This is a genomic window from Polaromonas sp., assembly GCF_035638815.1.
GTDB lineage: Bacteria > Pseudomonadota > Gammaproteobacteria > Burkholderiales > Burkholderiaceae_C > Polaromonas.
This window is the reverse complement of sequence record NZ_DASQZG010000011.1, coordinates 37,413-58,196: the sequence shown is the minus strand read 5'-3', so window position 1 is coordinate 58,196 and position 20,784 is coordinate 37,413. Positions and strand designations below refer to the sequence as shown.

21 protein-coding genes are annotated in these 20,784 nt (G+C 59.9%); 3 read left to right on the top strand and 18 right to left on the bottom strand.

Annotation, left to right across the window (positions count from 1 at the left end):
• Position 1: 1 nt before the first annotated feature.
• The 4 genes from VE934_RS06165 to mutS all read right to left on the bottom strand — a co-directional run bounded on the left by VE934_RS06165 (position 2) and on the right by mutS (position 4,295).
• Complete coding sequence (locus VE934_RS06165; RefSeq protein ID WP_324885395.1) at positions 2 to 430, bottom strand: hypothetical protein; 429 nt, start codon at positions 428 to 430, stop codon at positions 2 to 4.
• Between the two features lie 5 nt (positions 431 to 435).
• A complete protein-coding gene (locus tag VE934_RS06160) occupies positions 436 to 771 on the bottom strand; it encodes a hypothetical protein (protein WP_324885394.1) in 336 nt (111 codons plus the stop codon).
• 125 nt (positions 772 to 896) lie between these two features.
• On the bottom strand, positions 897 to 1,724 hold the full coding sequence (locus VE934_RS06155) for a proteasome-type protease (protein WP_324885393.1): 828 nt from the start codon (positions 1,722 to 1,724) through the stop codon (positions 897 to 899).
• A gap of 21 nt (positions 1,725 to 1,745) precedes the next feature.
• Complete coding sequence (mutS, locus tag VE934_RS06150; protein WP_324885720.1) at positions 1,746 to 4,295, bottom strand: DNA mismatch repair protein MutS; 2,550 nt, start codon at positions 4,293 to 4,295, stop codon at positions 1,746 to 1,748.
• Positions 4,296 to 4,781: 486 nt separating this feature from the next.
• On the opposite strand from mutS, the gene VE934_RS06145 reads away from it, so the two are divergent.
• From VE934_RS06145 to VE934_RS06135, 3 genes are read left to right on the top strand one after another with little or no spacing between them, the layout of a single operon-like run.
• Complete coding sequence (locus VE934_RS06145) at positions 4,782 to 6,131, top strand: NAD(P)/FAD-dependent oxidoreductase (protein WP_324885392.1); 1,350 nt, start codon at positions 4,782 to 4,784, stop codon at positions 6,129 to 6,131.
• 23 nt (positions 6,132 to 6,154) lie between these two features.
• Entirely contained in the window at positions 6,155 to 6,967 is an 813-nt protein-coding gene (locus tag VE934_RS06140) for a lysophospholipid acyltransferase family protein (RefSeq protein ID WP_324885390.1), read from the top strand.
• Between the two features lie 42 nt (positions 6,968 to 7,009).
• On the top strand, positions 7,010 to 7,786 hold the full coding sequence (locus tag VE934_RS06135; RefSeq protein WP_324885388.1) for a glycosyltransferase family 2 protein: 777 nt from the start codon (positions 7,010 to 7,012) through the stop codon (positions 7,784 to 7,786).
• A 30-nt stretch (positions 7,787 to 7,816) separates the two neighbouring features.
• On the opposite strand, the gene VE934_RS06130 is transcribed toward VE934_RS06135, so the two are convergent.
• The 14 genes from VE934_RS06130 to VE934_RS06065 all read right to left on the bottom strand — a co-directional run bounded on the left by VE934_RS06130 (position 7,817) and on the right by VE934_RS06065 (position 20,748).
• The gene (locus VE934_RS06130; protein ID WP_324885386.1) at positions 7,817 to 8,578 is read right to left on the bottom strand and encodes a class I SAM-dependent methyltransferase; all 762 of its coding nucleotides are present in this window, start codon (positions 8,576 to 8,578) and stop codon (positions 7,817 to 7,819) included.
• A 219-nt stretch (positions 8,579 to 8,797) separates the two neighbouring features.
• The gene (gene fabG / locus VE934_RS06125; protein WP_324885384.1) at positions 8,798 to 9,532 is read right to left on the bottom strand and encodes a 3-oxoacyl-ACP reductase FabG; all 735 of its coding nucleotides are present in this window, start codon (positions 9,530 to 9,532) and stop codon (positions 8,798 to 8,800) included.
• Positions 9,533 to 9,560: 28 nt separating this feature from the next.
• Positions 9,561 to 10,043 carry a 3-hydroxylacyl-ACP dehydratase gene (locus VE934_RS06120; protein WP_324885383.1) on the bottom strand — a complete coding sequence of 161 codons (483 nt, stop codon included), beginning with the start codon at positions 10,041 to 10,043 and terminating at the stop codon, positions 9,561 to 9,563.
• Entirely contained in the window at positions 10,043 to 10,891 is an 849-nt protein-coding gene (locus VE934_RS06115) for a beta-ketoacyl synthase chain length factor (RefSeq protein WP_324885381.1), read from the bottom strand. Before VE934_RS06115 ends, VE934_RS06120 begins: the two co-directional genes overlap by 1 nt.
• Positions 10,892 to 10,901: 10 nt before the next feature.
• Complete coding sequence (locus VE934_RS06110; RefSeq protein ID WP_324885718.1) at positions 10,902 to 12,098, bottom strand: beta-ketoacyl-[acyl-carrier-protein] synthase family protein; 1,197 nt, start codon at positions 12,096 to 12,098, stop codon at positions 10,902 to 10,904.
• Positions 12,099 to 12,167: 69 nt separating this feature from the next.
• Positions 12,168 to 12,911, bottom strand: a complete 744-nt coding sequence (locus tag VE934_RS06105) for a class I SAM-dependent methyltransferase (RefSeq protein WP_324885379.1) — start codon at positions 12,909 to 12,911, stop codon at positions 12,168 to 12,170.
• Positions 12,912 to 12,994: 83 nt separating this feature from the next.
• Complete coding sequence (locus VE934_RS06100) at positions 12,995 to 13,690, bottom strand: phosphatase PAP2 family protein (RefSeq protein WP_324885377.1); 696 nt, start codon at positions 13,688 to 13,690, stop codon at positions 12,995 to 12,997.
• Positions 13,687 to 14,490, bottom strand: coding sequence for a polysaccharide deacetylase family protein (locus VE934_RS06095; protein WP_324885375.1), 804 nt, complete (start codon positions 14,488 to 14,490; stop codon positions 13,687 to 13,689). The genes VE934_RS06100 and VE934_RS06095 overlap by 4 nt, the downstream gene beginning before the upstream one ends.
• Positions 14,477 to 16,831 (bottom strand): MMPL family transporter, encoded by a 2,355-nt coding sequence (locus VE934_RS06090; RefSeq protein WP_324885373.1) that lies wholly within the window; start codon positions 16,829 to 16,831, stop codon positions 14,477 to 14,479. Before VE934_RS06090 ends, VE934_RS06095 begins: the two co-directional genes overlap by 14 nt.
• A complete protein-coding gene (locus VE934_RS06085) occupies positions 16,828 to 17,436 on the bottom strand; it encodes a LolA-related protein (RefSeq protein WP_324885371.1) in 609 nt (202 codons plus the stop codon). Before VE934_RS06085 ends, VE934_RS06090 begins: the two co-directional genes overlap by 4 nt.
• The gene (locus tag VE934_RS06080; RefSeq protein WP_324885369.1) at positions 17,433 to 18,401 is read right to left on the bottom strand and encodes an acyl-CoA synthetase; all 969 of its coding nucleotides are present in this window, start codon (positions 18,399 to 18,401) and stop codon (positions 17,433 to 17,435) included. The genes VE934_RS06085 and VE934_RS06080 overlap by 4 nt, the downstream gene beginning before the upstream one ends.
• Complete coding sequence (locus tag VE934_RS06075) at positions 18,398 to 18,700, bottom strand: 3-hydroxyacyl-ACP dehydratase (RefSeq protein WP_324885367.1); 303 nt, start codon at positions 18,698 to 18,700, stop codon at positions 18,398 to 18,400. The genes VE934_RS06080 and VE934_RS06075 overlap by 4 nt, the downstream gene beginning before the upstream one ends.
• Positions 18,690 to 20,081, bottom strand: coding sequence for an AMP-binding protein (locus VE934_RS06070; protein WP_324885365.1), 1,392 nt, complete (start codon positions 20,079 to 20,081; stop codon positions 18,690 to 18,692). The genes VE934_RS06075 and VE934_RS06070 overlap by 11 nt, the downstream gene beginning before the upstream one ends.
• 43 nt (positions 20,082 to 20,124) lie before the next feature.
• A complete protein-coding gene (locus tag VE934_RS06065; protein ID WP_324885362.1) occupies positions 20,125 to 20,748 on the bottom strand; it encodes a hypothetical protein in 624 nt (207 codons plus the stop codon).
• Positions 20,749 to 20,784: the final 36 nt, after the last annotated feature.

Below are 20,784 nucleotides of genomic sequence, written 5' to 3'. Positions count from 1 at the left end.
CTTAGTGGCGAGTCGAGCGTGCTGAACGCTGTGAATTTTGCAGAGGGCGCCACTGACCCTCAGGCTGCGCTAATCTGTTGACGATGACGCGGAGCACTTCACTGTGCGACGCCATCCCCAGATGGCTGGCATTGACTTCCACGCTTTCAGACTTTGCTGTATTTTTTTCCATGCAACCGCGCCAGCTGACAACGCCATCTGTCTTGCTGTAAATCGCAGTCGTGGGTACGGGCGGACATTCGCGCAATCGGGCCTGCATGGCAGGCGTGAGTTGCGAGGTGTCGCGGTTCACCAGCTTGTAAAACGCACCAGCGTGGTTGGCACCACCCAGAGAGGCAAAGGGTGTACCGAGAGTGATGACCTGACGCACACTGTCAGGGCAGCGTTTGGCAATCTCGCGGGCATAAACCCCGCCAAGACTCCAGCCCACCAGACTTACCTTGCGACCCGTGCGGGCGTGGAGTCGTTGGTGTGCGATTGCAGATTGCCGAGCCAGTCGTCAAAAACGCCCTTGGGTCCGGTATTGATGCCGCCACCCCAGTCATGCGCATCAAATCCTGACTTGATCAGAAAGTTGCGCAAGTGAGAGGTGGTGAATGCGGCGCCGCCCAAGCCGGGGAAGACGATCACAGAGTGGCCGTCGCCGACTTGCTCGGCACGGCTGGCCAGCTTGGATGAGAAAAAGTCAAATGCAGCCCGTAGCGGCTCTGTCGCGAGAAGCGACAGGGATGGGGCGCGGAACTGAGGGGAGTAGGTGTGTGTTGAACTCATGCCATCAACTGTGGCGACGGCAACACGGCAGAGCTGTGAGTCTGGGCGGGGGAGACGTGTAGGACAAGATCAAATCCCGCTGCACATCGGCTATGCATGTGCAACGAGAGCTCTTTTTTAGAGAGCTAGATCAATTTTTCTTCAGGCGACGCGATTTTTTTCAAGGGCTGATTGCGCGTCATGGGGGTGATCAGCGGCACTGTGGTTTCACCGCCGCTCCACATCGGGTCTTCAATGCTGTCAAACACTTCGCGCAGTTTTTTGCCCCAGGTGTTGTGCAGCATGCTGAAGTAGGGGTTGTCGAAGTCGATGCAAACCACTTTGTCGCTTTGCAGCGCATTCACTTCGTAAACCACCATGTCCATAGGTGGCCCGACGGACAGATTGGACTTAAGAGTGGAGTCCATGGAGACAAGCGCGCATTTGGCGGCTTCGTCCAGTGGCGTGTCGGGCGTGATGACGCGGTCCAGCACAGGTTTCCCGTATTTGGATTCGCCCACCTGGAAGTAGGGCGTCTCTGAGGTTGCCTCGATGAAGTTGCCGGCTGAGTACATCTGAAAGAGGCGCATACCCTCGCCCCTGATTTGCCCGCCGAAAATAAGCGACACATTGAAATCAACACCCGCGTGTTTGAGGTCTTCTGCGTCACGGTCATGCACGCGCCGGATGGCTGCACCCAGCACGCGCGCGGCTTCGAACATGCTTTTTGCATTCCAGATGGTGATGGGTGGTCCGCCGTCTGGGTCCTTGAGCTGCTCAACCTGCAAGATTTCCCGCACCGATTGGGAGATCGACAGATTGCCCGCCGACAGCAACACCATAAAGCGATCATTCGCTTTCTCGTAAATGATCATTTTGCGGAAGGTACTGATCTGATCCAGGCCGGCGTTGGTGCGGGAGTCGGACAGAAACACGAGGCCGGCGTTTAATTTGATGGCTACACAGTAAGTCATTGGGGAAAGATAGTCTGTGAATCAGCTTGCAGCAAGCTTTTTCAGTTGGTAAAGGGCGTCCAGTGCTTCGCGCGGGCTGAGGGCGTCTGGGTCAATAGTGCCCAGCGCTTTTTCAACACGGCTTGGCTCTGCGGCGGGTTGTTCAGGAGGCGCGGCAAACAGGTCTACCTGCGCGCGGGCCGCGTCTTGCTGCGTCTCCAGTGCAGTCAGCGTGTGCCGTGCGTGGTTGACAACAGCGGAAGGAACCCCGGCCAGCCTGGCAACGGCGATGCCGTAACTTTTGCTCGCGGGGCCCGGTTCAATATGGTGCAAAAAGACGATGTCCGCACCGGATTCCACCGCGCTCACATGCACGTTGACGGCTGCATGATGGCGTGCGGGAAATTCGGTCAGCTCGAAATAATGCGTAGCAAACAGGGTGAAAGCCTGAGTCTTGTTGTGCAGGTGGGTCGCAATGCCACCTGCCAGCGCGAGGCCGTCAAAGGTGGACGTGCCCCGGCCAATTTCGTCCATCAACACAAGCGAGTGCGGCGTGGCTGCGTGCAGGATCTGCGCCGCCTCCAGCATCTCCAGCATGAAGGTGGACTGCGCGTTGGCCACGTCGTCTGCAGCGCCTATGCGGGTGAGGATGGCGTCGATCGGGCCCAGCCTGCAACTGCTGGCAGGCACGTAAGAGCCCACACTGGCCAGCAACACAATGATGGCCACCTGACGCATGTAAGTTGATTTACCGCCCATGTTGGGGCCGGTGATGATTTGCATGCGGTGTTTGCCCGCGAGACTGGCGTCGTTGGCAATAAAGCTGCCGCCTGAGGTTTCGGCAAGCCGCGCTTCCACCACCGGGTGGCGGCCCTGAACAATGTCAATGCAGGGCTCTTTGACAAAAACCGGCGCCGCCCAGTTAAGGGTCAGCGAGCGCTCTGCCAGCGCGCATAAGGCATCAAGCGCCGCCAGCGCACGCGCCAGGCGGCTCAGCGCGGGTACAAAGCGCTGCAGTTCATCCAGCAACTGTTCATACAGCCATTTTTCGCGGGCCAGTGCGCGCTCCTGTGCGGACAGCGCCTTGTCTTCAAAGGTCTTGAGCTCGGGCGTGATGTAACGCTCGGCATTTTTTAGTGTCTGACGGCGGCGGTAGTCGTCGGGCACCTTGTCGAGCTGGCCTTGCGTCACCTCGATGTAAAAGCCGTGCACTTTGTTGAACTGCACGCGCAGGTTGCTGATGCCAGTACGGGCTTTTTCGCGGCCTTCCAGTTCCAGCAAAAAATCGTCGCAATTGGTCTGGATGCTGCGCAGCTCGTCCAGGTCTGCATCGCAGCCATGGCTGATGACGCCACCGTCGCGGATCATCGCAGAGGGCTCGTCCAGTACGTAGCGGCTTAGCAAGGCCTCACAGTCGGGGGGCGCCCGCAAATCCTCAAAGATGCGGGTTAAAAGTACCGGTAGCCCTTTGTATACGGGCGCGAGGTGCTCTGTTTTTTGTAGCGTGCAGCGCAGGGCCACCAGCTCCCGCGGGCGCACCTGGCGCAGCGCGATGCGCGCGGTAATGCGCTCGACATCGCTGCAGCCCTTCAGGCCTGCGCGCAGCGTTTGCTGCAGGCCACCCCGTAAAGCGGTGATCGCATCCAGGCGCGCCTGCGCCTGACTCCGGTCACACCGGGGACTGAACAGCCAGCTTTTCAGTGCGCGGCTACCCATGCCTGTGGTGCAGGTATCCAGCAGCGAAAACAATGTGGGCGAATCCTCGCCGCGCAGCGTTTGGGTCAGCTCCAGGTTGCGACGTGTGGTTTGTGGCAACTCAATCAATTCTCCGGACTGCACCACTTGCAGACCATGCACATGCGTCAGGGCCCGGCCTTGGGTGTGCTCTGCATAACCGAGCAGTGCCGACGCTGCGGCATGTGCTTCGGTCAGGTTCTCAGCGTTCCATGAAGCCAGCGTTGCCACCTGCAACTGGGCCAGCAGCCGGCGTGCACCCAGGGCACTGTCAAATTGCCAGGCAGGCCGGGCACTGACCGCACAGCGCTGGATTTTCAGACTTTGTTCAAAGGCGGGCGTGACGTCAACGTTGTAAAGCAGCTCACTGGGCGCGATACGGGCAATCCAGCCTTGCAGTTCGTCATTGGCGCAGTGGGCCAGATGAATCTCGCCTTGCGTGACGCTGAACCAAGCCAGGCCGCAGGTATTGCGCGCCCCCTGGTGCACCGCCAGCAAAATGGACTCGGTCTTGTCGTTCAGCAATTCGGTGTCAGTCAGCGTGCCCGGAGTGACCACTCTGACGACTTTGCGCTCAACCGGCCCCTTGCTCGTGGCCACATCGCCAACCTGCTCGCAGATAGCCACCGACTCACCCAACTTGATGAGTTTGGCGAGGTAGCCCTCCAGCGAATGAAATGGAACGCCAGCCATGACAACGGGCTCGCCAGCGGACTGCCCGCGCCGGGTCAGTGTGATGTCAAGCAAGCGTGCGGCCTTCTCCGCGTCTGCGTAAAACAACTCGTAAAAGTCGCCCATGCGGTAAAGAAGCAGGGTGTCCGGGTAGTCTGCCTTCAGACCCAGATACTGGACCATCATGGGCGTGTGTTTACCGGGGACCGGATCGGCGGCAAGAGACGTTGGGAGGGGCAGGTTCACTGAGGTTTCAGGCGTTGTCTGTAAAGGGCTGAACACGCGGGGTGAACACGGAAGTGCAGGCTGGTAACACGCGAACCGAAAATAATAGCACTTGCCAGTCTTCCTTCTGTACAGATTTGCCGGCAGCCGCTAGGGGGCGACATGCTGGCGCCTTTGTAAAGACAGTGCAGGAAGGATTTAGAGAGAGGCGATTTTGGGCTGTTTGCCCCGGATTGGGGTGCAGCTTGTCAATACCTTGCTGCCGATGTAACAGTCAGGAGTTGTGAATACGCCAACCTCACCAATGCTGTGGAGAATCTCACTAAAAACTGTCTCCTGTTCGAAGTAGACTCGTTGAATTGACGCCTCAGAAGGCAAAAATGCGCCGCAAGCCGCCCCTGGGAAGGGTCGGGAAGGCCTGTAACCGACTCCTACAAGGACGCCCCGATGATTGAGCAGAGTTCACCGACAACCGCAGCTACTCCCGTCATGAGTGAATGCGATGTACTGGTGATTGGTGGGGGGCCAGGGGGGTCTACGATCGGGGCCTTGCTCGCGCAACGTGGCCACAAAGTGGTGGTACTCGAAAAAGAACACCACCCGCGTTTTCATATTGGCGAATCGCTTTTGCCTGCCAATTTGCCCTTGCTTGAAAAATTGGGAGTAGCGGAACAGGTCAAGGCTATTGGTATGGAAAAGTGGGGCGCCGAGTTTGTGTCTCCATGGCATGCCAGCAAAAGCCAGACTTTCATGTTTGCGGATGCATGGGACAAGTCCATGCCTTATTCCTACCAGGTGCGGCGTTCTGATTTTGACGAAATCCTGATTCGCAACGCTTCGAAGATGGGCGCGGAAGTCATTGAGGGCTGCAAGGTCAAGAATGTGGATTTCGATTCGGACCATAGCGGAGCCACCATTCATGCGCAGCATGACGATGGACGCTTGCACGACTGGCGCGCCAAATTTGTGGTTGACGCATCGGGACGCGACACGTTGCTGGGCCGACAGTTTGATGTCAAACGCCGCAACCCCAAGCACAACAGCTCGGCCCTGTACGCCCATTTCACGGGCGCTACCCGGCTTCCCGGTCAGGATGAAGGCAACATCACGATCTTCTGGTTTGACTACGGCTGGTTCTGGTTTATTCCGCTGGTTGATGGCGCGACGAGTGTGGGCGCTGTGGTCTGGCCGCATTACCTCAAGAGCCGCGCCAAACCCGTGAAAGATTTTTTCCTGGACACCATTGCCATGTGTCCCGCACTGGCCGAAAGGCTGGCCCATGCCACGCTGTCGTCCGACGTTGAGGCCACCGGTAATTTTTCCTATTCCTGCGACCGAACCCACGGCCCCAATTACCTGCTGATCGGTGACGCTTATACATTCATCGATCCGGTGTTTTCGTCGGGTGTGATGCTGGCCATGCAGGCTGGTTTTGTGGGGGCTGAAACCGTCGACATTTGCCTGCGGGAGCCCGCCAAAGCCAAATCTGCGCTGGCTAACTTTGACCACCAGGCACGGCTGGGCCCCAAGGAGTTTTCGTGGTTTATCTACCGTGTGACCAACCCGACCATGCGCGATCTGTTTATGGCGCCCAGCAATATCTGGCGCGTGAAAGAAGCACTGCTTTCAATGCTGGCGGGGGATATCTTTGGCAAGACGCCGATCTGGCGGTCACTTGCGCTGCTCAAGGGCATCTTTTACGCGGCATCCATCCTGAACTTCAAACGCTCCTGGCAGGCCATGCGCTTGCGCAAATCCAATATTCGCGTGGTTGACGCAGAGACGGTTGCCCGGTGAACACGGATACGCGGACAGACCCCATGGACCACGAGTCTGCCGTGGTGCTGACCGGGCCTCGCGGCGTACATGCGAGCCGGCGGGCCCTGCACGAATCCATACGCTTGCATCTGGGCTTTCTGGTGCTTGGGCTGATTTGCCTGGCCGTGTCATTGACGGCTTTCGCCTTGCGTGCGGTTTTGCCCCGCGTGATGAGCAAGAAAATTGGCCGGCGGATTGTCACGGTGAGTGCCCGGGGATATCTGCGTTTTCTGGCCCTGATGGGAGCCTGCCGGTTTGACCTTGATGAGCTGGATGCCCTGCGCGGTATGCCGGCCATGATCATCGCTCCCAATCATCCTTCCCTGCTGGATGCAGTCATGATCCTGTCGCGACTGCCGGACGCGGCCTGCATCATGAAGGCCGACATCGTCAATAACGTGTTTTTTGGCGTCGGTGCCCGCCTGGCTGGCTACATCCGCAACACGCCGTTGCGCACCATGGTGCAACTGGGCGTGGCCGATCTGCACCAGGGCAGCCACCTGCTCCTGTTTCCTGAAGGGACACGCACCAGCACTTTTCCCGTCGGTGCCATGCAGGGCACGACTGGCCTCATTGCCAAGAATGCCGGCGTGGCCGTGCAAACCGTTTTTATTGAAACCAATTCCGGGTTTTTGGGTAAAGGCTGGTCGGTCATGTGGACGCCCAAAATGCCGATTACCTACCGCATCCGGCTGGGCAAGCGCTTTGACCCGCCTAAACACACCGGGCGTTTTGTCAAGGAGCTGGAAGAATACTTTCAGGCAGAAATGGCGCATGCACAACTGCCCGAATTTCCGGTAAAGCGGCCATCGTGATTTTTTTGCGCCTGTGATTTTCTGAGTTTATTTTTCAAGCTAATGTCTGATTCCCAAGCCAGCCCGTCCCGCACTCATCTGGTCCTCATCCCCAGCTACAACCCCGGCCCCAAAGTTTACGAAACTGTGCGTTCGGCGCGCGCGCAGTGGACCCCCGTCTGGGTGGTTGTCGATGGCAGCAGCGACGACAGCGCGCAGGGCTTGCAGGCCATGGCTGCAGGGGACGATGGCCTGAAGGTCATTGTGTTGCCAACCAACGTCGGCAAGGGGGCGGCAGTGCTGCACGGCATTGATCTGGCGGCGGCTCAGGGTTTCACCCACGTCCTGACCATGGACTCCGATGGGCAACATCCCGCTCCGCTGATTCCTTCTTTCATGGCAACCTCGAGCGCGCAGCCAGAAGTCATGGTGCTGGGCGTTCCCGTGTTTGCGGCCGATGCCCCGCGTCTGCGTGTGAATGGCCGCAAGGTTTCCAACGGCTGGGCCAACCTGGAAACATTGTGGGCCGGTATCGGTGACTCGCTGTTCGGATTTCGCGTGTATCCCATAGCGCCGCTGCGGCGTGTGATGCACGGGCAACGGTGGATGCGTCGTTTTGACTTTGACCCCGAGGCCGTGGTGCGTATGTGCTGGCTGGGCGTCAAACCCGTCAACCTGCCTGCTACTGTCAAGTATTTCCGGGTGGACGAGGGCGGTGTGTCGCACTTCAATTACCTGCGTGACAACCTGCTCCTGAGCTGGATGCACTCCCGGTTATTCCTGGGCTTTCTGCTGCGCTTGCCGCTGCTGCTGACAAGGCGTTTGAAGGGGCAGAGCTGATCCGTTTGGCGATGTGCCGCCGGGCGCTGTCTACAGTGGCTTGATCGCCTGGTATTCCGAGAAGACGCCCACTTCCAGATGCTGCCGCACATCTGACAGGCCCTGAGCCTGCAGAGTGGCAATCACTTGCGCCGGTGGCACGCAGGCTTCGATGCTGTCCCAGTAATAGCGCCAAATCGTTGTCGTTTCTGTTCGCCGGGTGACGAGTCGGCTCAGGAAGGGGATGACACCGCGCATATAGGTTTTCAGTATCCATTTCCCGACCGGGGTGCGGGCCTGGGTGATTTCCAGAATGCACAGACGGCCTCCCGGTTTCAGGACGCGGTGAAACTCCGCAAATGCCACACCCAGATCGCTGATGTGGCGAAGCGCGTACCCCATGCTGAGAAAATCGAAATGATTGTCCGGAAAAGGCAGGGACTCGGCCCGGCCGTTGACCAGCGTCATGCTGGCGGGCAGTTTGCTGGCTGCCAGCATCCCGGGACTGGGATCAACCCCGGTCACCAGTGAAGGGTTGCCCGTGATCAGACAGGCCTGAGCAGCGACCAGACCCGTCCCAACACCCACATCGAGGACGCGCATGCCCGTCTTCAATCCGCCCCGTTCCAGAGCCTGGCGGCGATACCGGGACCCTGTGCCCCAAGCCAGCATGGCTTCGACTTTGTCGTAGTCCGGCGCCGTGGTGTCAAAGATGCGGCGCAAATAGCTCTGCCTCTCCTCCTCATTTGCGTAGTACCCGGTGAGGGGCTCGTGCGGTGCCTGGGCTGCGGATGGAGGATTTGAAGTCTTCATGGAAATGCTTGCCTTTCAGCCGGAACGGTGCGCTTGCGCACTCGGTAGAGCCAATAAAAAATGCGAGAAATGGGCCGCCTGGGGGCTGAGGGAGACGGCGCCACAGCTTCGGTATCTGGGCGCCGCTTCCCACCTAGTTTCGGGCAAATTTTCACGAAGTCAATCAGACAAGGTCGGCTGCTTGCGCCTTGCGATTGGCGTGTCGGCCCGATCGCGGCGTCAAATCATTCCGCCATTGATCGAAATGACCTGACCGCTGATGTAGGCGGCCTGGGTCGAAGCCAGAAAACCCACCAGATCGGCGACTTCTTCTGCCTTCCCGGCCCGCTTCATGGGCACCATGGCATGAATGGCTTCAGGGCTGAAGCTGTCCTTTGTCATTGCAGTGTCAATGATGCCTGGCGCCACCGCGTTGACCGTGATGCCGCGGCTGGCGACTTCAAGCGCAAGCGATTTGGTGGCCGCATGCAAAGCACCTTTGGCTGCCGAATAATTGACCTGTCCGCGGTTGCCCGCTACTGCCGCCACCGACGTGATGTTGATGATGCGGCCCCATCGGGTACGGATCATAGGCATGGTCAGGGGTTGCGTCACATGGAAGAAGCCATTGAGCGAAACGTCAAGCACCCTTTGCCATTGGGCCAGCTGCATTCCGGGAAAGACGGCGTCATCGTGAATGCCCGCGTTGTTGACGAGTACCTGAATGGGCCCCTGCTCCAGCAGCGCTTCCAGTGCGCGCGCCGTAGCGGCGGCATCGGTCACATCAAAGGCAATCGCCTGGGCGTGCCCGCCCTGGGTAACGATGTCCGCAGCGACTTGTTCTGCGGTGGCCAAATTGCTGTTGGCGTGGACGACAACGTGGAGGCCGTCAGCCGCCAGGCGCCGGCAAATCGCCGCGCCAATGCCGCCGCTGCCACCGGTCACCAATGCACGTTTGGGTTGGGGGTTTGTCATTTTTCTTCCGTGATATCTCTGATGTGGTTCAGCCTGAAATTGCAAAGGCAGATGCGTCGAGCACGACGACCGCGCGCCCGCTCAGCAATGCCTGCGCGCCGGCTTGCACGGTGAAGCTGTAGAGCACGGTGTTGGTGTCGCCGGTCACGCGTTCTGCATGGACCATCAGAGGGCCAGCAACCGTATCCAGCCGCTCGACATGCATGATGACGCTGCGTACGCTGGCCAGGTAACCGCCACGGGTGGGGATGGAGGCAGTTCCGTCAGGTGCCAGTCTCTCAGCCACCAGGGCGCCATGCATGGCCATGGCTTGGGCCGCATATTCAATACCGCAGGCCGCACCCAATTGGCCGTACGCCCGCAGCGGATTGTCCGGCGCGAGGTGGCTGGTGGTCTGGCAGCTGATATGTGCGTCATCCCAGGCAGTGACCTCATCAAGCAGGCACATGCTGCCCTGGTGCGGAATGCGCCGGGCAATGCCGTCGCGGTTGATCGGCGTTGTGGCGCTCATCAGGGAGAGACTTCAAGGGCGAGCTGCATGCCGTCCAGATAAGCCAGCACCACAGAAGTTGTCTGCTTTTTGGCGATGGCCTGCAGCAAGGGCAAGCCGCGAGCGGCCGGGACCGCCGTTCGCAGGCTTTCGAGTGCGGCGTTGTCCATCGCACTTTCCGCTGCAGTCGTCGCACCACTTTCACCTCCCAAGGTGATCTGCGCGCAACTCCTTGGGCTGCGCTGCGGGCTGATGACCAAGGCCAGGCCGATGGTGTCGGGGATCGGTCGGACGCTGCGCAGGGGCTCCGGGTAATCGGTGTCGTAAGTCACCAGCAGGACGGGCGTATCTTCGACCACCGCGAGTGTCATCGCCTCAAGTAAGCCCGCCGAGAAACTGGCGTCATGCGCACACAGCACGGACGAAGAGGCCATGGCGCCACTGGAAATGCTCCAGTAGCCCGAAGGCGCGTTGTGCACGGAATTGTGAAATCGTGTGGGTGAAATCAGGCGGTCACTGGAGGCCAACGTGTTGCAAATTTCATGGCAGTTGATGCCATCCCCACTGGACGATGAAAACACCGACGCAAGCGCCGCCGCCTGGTGGCCTGAGTGCGTGACGGCTTCCTGCCCGACAGCGAGGGAAACCTTGACGACTGCGCCAGCGCGCCGGCGCTCGGCTGGGGGCAAGGCCATGGGCAGCGGAAGGACGGTTCGCTGCGTCTGGTAAGCCGCAAGCCCGCTGAGGACGGGGACGCTCTGCGCCCAGTCCGGCAGACCTGGACCAAGCAGGCCGACGCCCTCGACAAAAACAGTCAGGGCCTTGATGGCTGAGCTATGGGGACGGGTGGAAGTGGAAGGCTGTGTCATGGGTGGTCTTTCAGGCAGCGCGACTGAAAATCAGGCTGCAATTGGTACCGCCAAAACCGAATGAATTGCTCAGAACCCGCCTCAAAGGCTGTGCACGGTTTTCGAGCAGGTAGTTCACGGGTATGGCCAGGTCGCGCTGCTGGGTGTTTACGCCGCCTGGCATCAGTCCGTGTTGCAGCGCCAGTGCGCTGATGATGGCTTCAATGCCTCCAGCCGCACCCAGGGCGTGACCGGTTGCGCCTTTGGTGGAACTGCAGGCCACCGTGTTCTCTCCAAAGACTTCCGCCACGGCCTTGCCCTCAGCTGCGTCGTTGGAGGGCGTTGCGGTGCCATGCAAGTTGATGTAGTCAATGCCTGAGGGATCCAGCCCCGCGGTCTGCAGCGCTTGCCGCATCGCCATGGAGGCACCGAGCCCCTCCGGGTGCGGAGCGGACATGTGGTGCGCATCACTGGATTCACCCACGCCGCACAGTAACACCGCGTCGGCGTTGAGATGGTCCGGCACACGTTCGAGCAATATAAATGCAGCGCCTTCGCCGATGGAGATGCCTTTGCGCGCGGTGTCGTACGGCTGGCAGGGGCTGTCAGAAAGCAAGTCCAGTGAGTTGAAACCATACAGGGTTGTCAGGCACAGCGAGTCCACGCCGCCCACGACGGCAGCATCGATCAGGCCGGCCTGCATCATGCGGCTGGCTGAAGCAAATACCTTGGCACTTGATGAGCAGGCAGAAGAGACGGAAGCTGCAGGGCCCTGCAGCCCAAAGTAGTCACGTACAAACTGGCTGACCGAAAAAGAATTATGGGTGCCGTGATAAACAAAGTCAGGCGGCAATGCGCCTGTGTGGGGGTCCAGACGCCGGTAAGCCAGTTCGGTCTGCAAAATGCCCGAGGTGCTGGTCCCGATGAAAACACCAACGCGCCTGGGTCCGACGCGAGCCGCTGTCGCGGCAACAGCTTCAGTGAACCGGTCCTGACGCAAAGCCAGTTGGGCCAACCGGTTGTTGCGGCAGTCGTAATGCGCCAGGTCGGCCCGCATGACTTCCTCGTCGACACCTTCCACTGCGCCCACCCAGGTTGAGAGCGTGACAGTATCGAATTGGCAGGGCTGCAGTCCACTGCGGCGGGAGCGCAGCGACGCCAGCATGGGCTCAAGTCCTTTGCCAATGCAACTGCTGGCAGTGAAGCTGGAAAGGTGAATGGGCGGCAAAGTGGCTTGCGATGAACGGGTGGGCGAGGTCATTTGATACGTGGGAAATTATCTGTCGATGGGCAGGGCTCATGCAGCCTGTGGCAATCGTCCAACAAGGAGTACGTTGGCAAACGGGGTGCCTTGACTCAGGGGTTGTGTTTCGACTTCGAAACCGAGTTTTTGCAACGCGATTTTCCAGTCAGCAAGAGGGCGGCAATACAACGTGCCCAGCCGGTGGCCGCGCAGGGTGGTAACAACATGGTCCACCCAGTTGCTGATGGCAAAGGGCAAACCTCCGGCGGCATCCCCGACTCGCAGCAGCAACAGCCCGCCCGGGGGAAGCGACTGGCGAACGCGTCGCAGCACGTCGTCCTGCGCGGAAACCGGGACATAGTGCAGAACATCCAGAATCACCACGGCGTCGGCCTTTCCGAAATCCGCGCTGCACATGTCTGCTTGAACAAATTCAGCCTGACCTGCCTGAACAGCGGGTGCAAGGGCCTGATTTGCGCGATCCACATCATGCGCCATCAGTTCGATTCCACGCACGTGAGACGGCGTCGGCGCCGGTGGCCAATTTTTGGGCCAATCACCGCGCGCGGCGCTCGCATTCGCGGCAAGCAGCCAGGAGGTCAGCAGTCCCTGCCCACAACCGATATCGAGAATTCGCGAACGGTTGGATAACAGTCCGGCGCTTAGCAAATAGGAAAACGCGGGGTCTCCTCCGAGCTTGCCCTTGGCAAAAAACCATGTGTAAAGACCAGCCGGCTTATAGGGCGCGGAAGCCTGTTCGGTGAGCTCTTTGGTGAAGGCAAAGGGGGTGGAGTGCATGGCGGAATAACTGTTAACGGTGGCGGAGATGGGCAGAAGTCACAGATGACGAGCTGGTTAAAACAGATGAATTTTTTTGAAGTTCAGCCAGTGTCAGTCCCGGTGCGATCACTGGCGCTGACCGGTCGTATATAGCGTAGTGACATAAAGCCCGTTATCAGACCCAATGCCAACCCGGCCCACATGTCCACGGCTACGTGCTGGCGCGTAGCCAGGGTGGAGTAGGCGATGCCAATGCACCAAACCGAATTGGCAAGCAGGAGCCACAACGGCGCACCGAAGCGGCGCAAGATGAAATGTAGCCAGGCCCCGGTAAAAACAGCGGTGGCCACGTGCAGGGAAGGGCAGGCATTGCCGGCCGCATCCATGGTTTTAAGAAAGTCCACACTCGGGTAAAGGCCCCAATCAATCTCGGCGGCGGGAACGGCAGTGGGCCAAAAATAGAAGACGAGCAGACCGGTCAGGCAGGTTGCGGTCATGCCCAGGGCATACACATACAGCTCGCGCCGGCTCGACAAAAACGCAGGCGCCAAGGACACATACACCCACAACGAAACATAAAGAGGCACGGCTGCAGGCTGAAAGTTGATCAGTCGATCGAGCAGGGTGATGGGCATCAGCGTGACGGGATGGACGGGATATTTCAGCAGGTAGAAGTAGGCGCCAAAAAACATGGCAATAAATGCCGGTATGCCGATGCTTTTCAGAAAAATGTGGTGAGGAAAAGCTTGCGCGGCCTGGGTGTGCCAAGGGGTCTGCAGGGGGAGATCAATGCTCACGCCAGTGCCTCGCGCAGGGTGACCATTCGCAACTGCCGGGCTGCAGCCGTCTCAAGCAGGGCGGGAAGCACTTCGAGAATGACAGGCACACCGCCGGGCGTACGCGCAGAATTGCCGTCGTGCAAAAGCAGGATCGCCCCCGCCTTCAGGCTGGGCAGCAATTTTGAATTGATGCGGGCGGCGTCACCGATTCGCGTATCAAAACCGCGCGCAGACCAGCTCGCCAGCTGCAGCCCCAATCGGGCCAGCACCGGTTGGAGGAAGGGATTGCGCAGCCCAGCGGGCGCCCTGAAGAATTTCGGACGCTGGCCGGTGATCGAAGCGATTGTGTCCTGAGCGGCTTGCACCTCCCGCGTGATGCCCCCCGTGCCCATCACCGAGAAGTGATGGCGGTGGTGCTGACTGTGATTTTCAACGGCATGGCCGCGCCTGATCATTTCGCGGCACAGCTCGGGATGACGCTCGGCTTTTTCGCCAATGACGAAAAACGTCGCTCGCGCAGCGTAGCGGTCAAGCACGTCCAGTACCTGAGGGGTGACCACTGGATCCGGACCATCGTCGATCGTTAACGCAACAACCTGCTGCGAAGCGGAAGGCAGTTGCGTCCAGTTGGGACCCAGCCACTGGCTGCGCGGCCAAAGGCCGGCACCTGCAATCAGCATGTGATTGACAGCCACGGCCGACAGTAGCCAGGGCCATAAGGTCGGGGCTGCAACGATGGCAACAACGGCCAATCCGTGCGCAGCAATGGAGCCGCGTATTAAGGGGGGGGAGTACCAGTTGAGCTCAGACCTGGACATGAGCTTGCTTCGCGAAAATTGCCGCATACACCAGCGCGAGGATGACGCCTGGAGCGACCGTGACACCCATGGCCTGCAAGATGGAAACATTGGAAAACGCCAACAGGCCAAAGCCCGCCACTGTGGTTGCATTGGCAAGTGCCATTGAAGCCAGGGTGCGGTGTGAGATCGGGACGAGAGGATCGGGTCGGTCAAAAAAGAGTGCGTAGTTTGAGCCAACGGCTACCACCAGCAGGAGCCCCACCAAATGCAATATGACCAGCTGTTGACCTAACAGGGCAAGCGCTGCGGTGACGGTGATAACCGACGCAATCAGCGGCGCGATGATGCGCAGGACCCGTGAGGGCGAACGGAAAATCACCAGCAACAACAAAATAAGTGCTACAAGGCCGCCAAGTGAGAGTAGCGAAGCCTCGTTGAGGTAGCCGGAATAGAGGCGGTCGGATTCGGCCTTCATGTCGACAAACAGCACATTTGACAAGCCGGTCTCGGCGAGTGCTGCGCGAATCGGGTCGGCATTTATGTTGCCACCCTCCGGCGCTTTGAGCGGCAGCAAGGCGGTCCAGCCACGAGGCTGTTCCAGCAACAGCGCATCCACTGCCATGGCCATCGAGGTCCGCTCCAGATCGGCCGGCTCCAGCAGGGGCTGCTTGCGGCTGGTTTGAACGTCGGCCAGGAAAGGATCAAAAAGCGTTGCCTGCACGGGCAGGCCCTGGACGGCTTTCGTGAGTCGGACTTGCAGTTCATTTGCCTCGGGCAGGCTGGCCTGGCGTGCGCGCTGGGTAGCCATGCTCGGAAGGTAGCGGCTGGGACTTTCAAATCCCGCCAGTGCCCCTTTGTCCACTTGCGTTTCCAGAAGCCTGGAAACCTGTTCGGAGGAAGTCAGTACGGCTTCGCGGGTGGGACCGGAGACGACCACCAGGTACCGTACATCGGGCGCACCCATGTCGGCGCGCAGGCTCTCGTCCAGAGCGATGTCCGCTTGAGAAACCGGGCTCAGGGAGGAAATCTTCTCATTGAGCAAAGTGTTGCGGTTCAGGGCAAGAACAACGCAGGCGGCCAGCAGCAATGCCACTACCGGCCAGCGCAAGACGGACGCCCGTTCTGTCAAGCGTCCAAGGACCCGGCCAATTGCGGACACGTCATGGATGCGGAAATTCGTTGGCAAAAGGCGTGGCAAAACAAATCGGGTCATGACCGCGGCGGCGATGAGGCCGGCAATGGCGTACAGGCCGAGTTGCGCCAGGCCGGGAAAGCCCGACAGCAGAAGTGACGCGAAGCCGCAGATGGAGGTGAGCACACCAAGGCGAACCGTAGGCCAGAAACGCCGGACCCAATTTTCGTTATCGCCCTCGGCCTGCTCGGATTGCACGAACAGGTAAATGGAGTAGTCCACAGCTTCACCGATGAGCGCTGTGCCAAAACCCAGTGTGATGCCATGCACAGCGCCGAAGCCAAGGCTGACCGCCGCAACGCCAGCAAGCACCCCGGTGAGGACTGGCAAAAACCCAAGAACCAAAGCCGTCGGTGAGCGATACACCAGCAGCAGCAAGGCGGCAATGAGGACGACGCTGATGAGGGACAGGCGGCTGACCTGGCTGTGGATGGTTTCGCGGGAGGTGACCGAGAAGACGCCCGGCCCGGTCATCACGAGTTTTGCCTCGGGGGCCGTCTGGCGCGCTGCCTCGAAAGCCTGATTGATGGCGGCCATGGCGCGCTGCTGCGCATCTGTGTCGGATCCCGTGGCGCGCGTTTGCATCAACATCAGGGCACGCGCGCCATCGCGTGAGACCCAGGCCCCATGCGCCAGCTGTGGCTGGTTTGCGCCGCTGAGCTGGTCAAGGAGCTGGACCATCTCCCCCGTGGGGTCTCGCGGCAAAAGGGACTTGACCAGCAGCCCTGCGGGTGATGCCAGCAGGTCGATACTTTCCTGCAGGGCCGCGCTCAAACCGTCGGTGCTGAAGCGTTCAGGGGTCACCGCAGGGCTGAGCAAAAAGCGGTTGTTAAACAGGAAAGCCTGGTCGCGCTCGGTGTTGACAGGCTCTCCGTTGTTGACGGCTGCAAAAGCCTTGTCGGCACGCAGGCGCTTGGCCACTTGTTTGGAAATTTCGGCGCGCGCCGGCGCGTCGGCACCCTCGATACCCACCAGAATCAGGCGCGAGGCAATCCCGTCGCGCAGCTGGTCCATCAGTAACTGTTGCTCAGGTGTTGGGGTTTTTGGCAAAAAAGCCGAGAGGTCCGTGGTGACCTCCGTGCGGCTGATGATGGCGCCGCAGGCCAGCAAAAAGGCTACCCACAGCCAGACTGGCAGAAACCGGCGCTGAGTGAACCTCCCCGTCATGGTGCTGCTAGCTTCTCGATGGTCATCACCGACCGGTCCTTGTCGGTTTGCTCAATGTCGATGGACTTGACCTCAGCGCGGCTGCCGCCGATCCGGATGCGCTGCACAACCTCGAGCATTTTGGTTTCGACCGGACGCAGGGTCAGTGTCCAGCGCTCCTCGTTGCCTTCGAGGTCCAGGTTATAGACGCGCCGGAGTGCGGCGATGTCTCCTGCCAGCGTGCCACGGATGCTCTCGGTGAAGGCGACCAGCTCGGGATACTCCTGCAGCCGCAACACCATTTTGCGTTTCCCGCGCTCAACGGTGAGGGTGCCGCTATCGATGAGCAGCGACTCGACGCGGGGCTTGAGCGTACGCTTTTCCAGCCGGTCCGGGGCGGTGTAAAGCAACTCGCCAGAAGACTCGACAGGCTTGTCGAGCAGGGCGATGTATTTTTTTTCCACAAAGCTTGCCCGGCCTGACTTGTTTTCGGCAAGGCCCTTCATCAACTGGTTCACATCCCAGGCGGCCAGGGCTGGCGTGCTGCAAAGGCCGATCATCACGCTCGCAGCGGCTAACCAGGCTCTGGGCGTTGACACGGTGAAAAAGCGTGAAGCATTGGTCATGAAGCGGGACCTGAAGTTGGGGCAGGCAAGGGCTTGCTCGTTTGCCAGAAGTCGAAAAAATTGAACCAGTTGTATGGGGCGGTGCGGCAATGTTGTTCCAGCAACTGCGCGTAGCGTGCCATGGCGGCCTGTACGGCAGCTTCACGCCCGCCAGCGGGCATGCTGGAAAAGTCAGCCAGCGTCTCAAAATGGATATCGTAGCGGTTGCCCCCACCGTAAAGCCCGACCATGAAAACGACGGGTTTGCGCAATATGGCCGCCATGCGAAACGGACCAACGGGAAATTCCGCAGACTGGCCAAGAAAGGGGACGGGGCGGGTTGTGTCGTTGTTCAAGCAGCGGTCGGCCAGCATGCCGACGACGCTGCCGGCCTCGAGAAGCTGGTTGACTTTGAGCATGGAGTCTGCCCGCCCAAGCGGCACGATGTCCTGTTGCGCCGCTGGATTGATGGCGCTCAAGGCAGAGTTGAGCTTGCGGGCGTTTTCCTCGTACATCACCATGGCAACGCGCAACCCCGCCTGCTTGCGCCCGACAGCTCGCAGCACTTCGAAGCTACCCACATGGGCGCCCATCAGGAACACGCCCTGACTACGGTTTGTCAGGTTGTCGACCAGGTGCTCATTGTGAACACGGATGTCGAAAAGCTGGAAGTGATCATTGATCAAATACACCCGGTCATGAATCGTCGACGCAAAACTGAGGAAGTGGTTGAAAATCGCGCGCCAGCCGACACGCGAGGCGTCGGACAGCGCGAGTATCCGGCGCAGATAGGCTCTGGATGCGTGCCTTGCTGCGGCGTTGGCGACGAGAAAATACGCTGCAATCCCGTACAAAACCACCCGCCCCGCCGTGCGACCCAGGCGCAGTGAGATCCAGGTCATGACGCGCAACATCAGCATGTTGCTGCGCTCCGGCCTTTGCCGCCACGCGGCTGCGGGCGATGGGCTACCTTCGATGCTACTCATGGCGTGGCCTCAAATGCAAAGACCCCACTGGCGACCACTCGCCCGTTGCCCGAGATTTCAAACCGGGTCTGGCCCGCGCCGGAAGTGGTCCAGGTGATGGCCAGCGTTTCTCCCGGTAACACGGGGCTGAGAAATTTGGCGGAAGTGATTCGGCTTGGGCCATGGACTTGACGATCCTGGCGGATGGCGTGTAAAGCGACGTCGAGAAGAACAACACCGGGGACAATCGGCTTGCCCGGAAAGTGCCCGGCAAACGCCGGGTGATCGCCGGCAACCGTCCAGCTGGTTTCACCGTGCATGTTTGCTGCCTGAAGAGCTGACACCCGAGAGATGTTTTGCAGCGAGGGTCTGCAGTGCTTCGCGCGGCAGTTTGCCTGTCGCGTTGCGTGGTAGCGAATCAAGCAAAACCAGTGGACGCGGCAAAAAAGTGGAATCAATCCGCTCTTTCAGGCCGGCCATCAGTGCGGCGGATGTCATGCCGGGCGCTACCGCGAAGGCCATCAGGCGTACGACAGCGTCGGCGTCGCTGTCGTCCGGCATGAAAAAAGCGCCGTCGATCACGCCCGGAATACTTCCCAAATGGTGATTCAGGTAAGCCAAAGAACTGCGCTTGCCCGCGATATTGATCAGGTCGTCCAGACGGCTGTGTAGCAGGAAGCGCCGGTTGTCGATGGGTTCAATCACGTCATTCATGGGCATGACCTGCTCGACATGGCCGCCACACGCCCAGAAGCGATCGTCGTGGGGCGTGAGAGTGACCTGTGGAAACAGCTCCCACTCCTGCGTCCGGGTGCTCCGCCGCGTGGCGATTTGTCCGGTTTCGGTCGACCCGTAGATTTCAAGCAGGGGCGCTGAAAAAGCGGTCTCGCATGTTTGTGCCAGCTGCTGCGACAACGGTGCTGTCGCCGACACCACGAGGTCCAGCGCTGGCAGATCCATGCCGGAGGTCAGCAACACACGCAAATGAACCGGCGTGGTGACCAGCAAGCGTGGCCGGGGAACGGCCTGAATGGCGCTTACGATGTCGGCAGGATAAAAAGGGTGTCCGGCGTGCAGGGCGCTGCCGCACAGGAGTGGCATCAAAACAGTCGACTCAAACCCAAACATGTGTTGTGGCGGGACCGTTCCGATGATGTTGTACGGGCGACTGGCTTGCTCGCGGGTGACGCCGAGCCGTTGGGCTTCGGCACGCGCGCTGTGCACCAGGGCGCCCCAGGTTTTTCGATGGGGCAGCGGTACACCGGTTGAGCCGGAAGTAAAAACATCAGCTGCTGGCTGATGGCCGGGAAGCACGGGGATATCGCAATAAGCGCGGGAGTCTGCAGCGGCGCGCGGATGTGCCATCGCGTCCTGATACACCATGCCCGGCAGGTCGATCGCATGAGGAGCATCGGCCAGGCAAAAAACGTCAGGTCTGAGGTCCAGCAACTGACGCATCATTTCCGGCGTGTGGGTCGGTGGCAGCAGGCTGATTTTTCCGGTGAGCAGCGCCGCGCCAAGACCGACAGCAAAGTGATAGCGGTCGCTGCAGGCATTGAGCATGTGCTTGCCGGGCGCCAGCTGGGTTGCCAGGTGCCGAACGTCGCTCAGATACTGTCGCACCGTGATGCTTTTTCCAAGGCGCCAGGCGACGATGTCCTCGACGCTGTCGTGGCCAACAAGAAAAAAACTATGAGTCATGGCTGGGTATGTGTCAATGATGGGTGGCTGCGCGGGCTGCGCCTCAGGCTGCAGGGGGCTGGCCTCGGGAGTTTGACTGCCGGTAGGCGCGAATGGCCTCGAGCGGGCCTGTGCGGTCGGCAGGCTCAAGCGCCCAAAATCGCGCGAGATATTCGCCGCCAAACATCAATACCAGTAGCGGGAAATTCAGAAGGTTGGCAAAGGCAGACCAGACGACGATGGGCGCCAGCCAGAATAGGAGCAGCGACAGGGCCGTCATGATCACAAAGTAAATGGTCCAGGCCCAGGTGACCTGGCGGGTGTAACGGCCGAGTGCAGGAGAAAGTTCGCCGTGCACGATGGCCGCAAACCGCGACACCATGGGGACTTGCCCGGGCCGCAGCGTGCTGCCAAAAGCCATGGCAAGAAGTGCTTGCATGCCCGCATGTTGCAGAAGAAATACCCAGTTGAAGTGTTTTACCAGCCAGCCACTTGTTGCATAGATCGCCACGCAGCCGGCCAGGCACAAAGCCAGCATGGCGACCCGGTACGGTGACCGCCAGGCCAGAACAGCAGCCACTGCCAACAGGGGTGCCATGGCTACGGCCGCGGCGAACAGATCGGGGTAAGGATCCGCAGAGGCCAGATGCGCCAACACTGGATAGGCAACACAAAAGGCGGCGATCATTGCCCAGCGAACAGCGCTCAGCAACTTTGCCGTCAA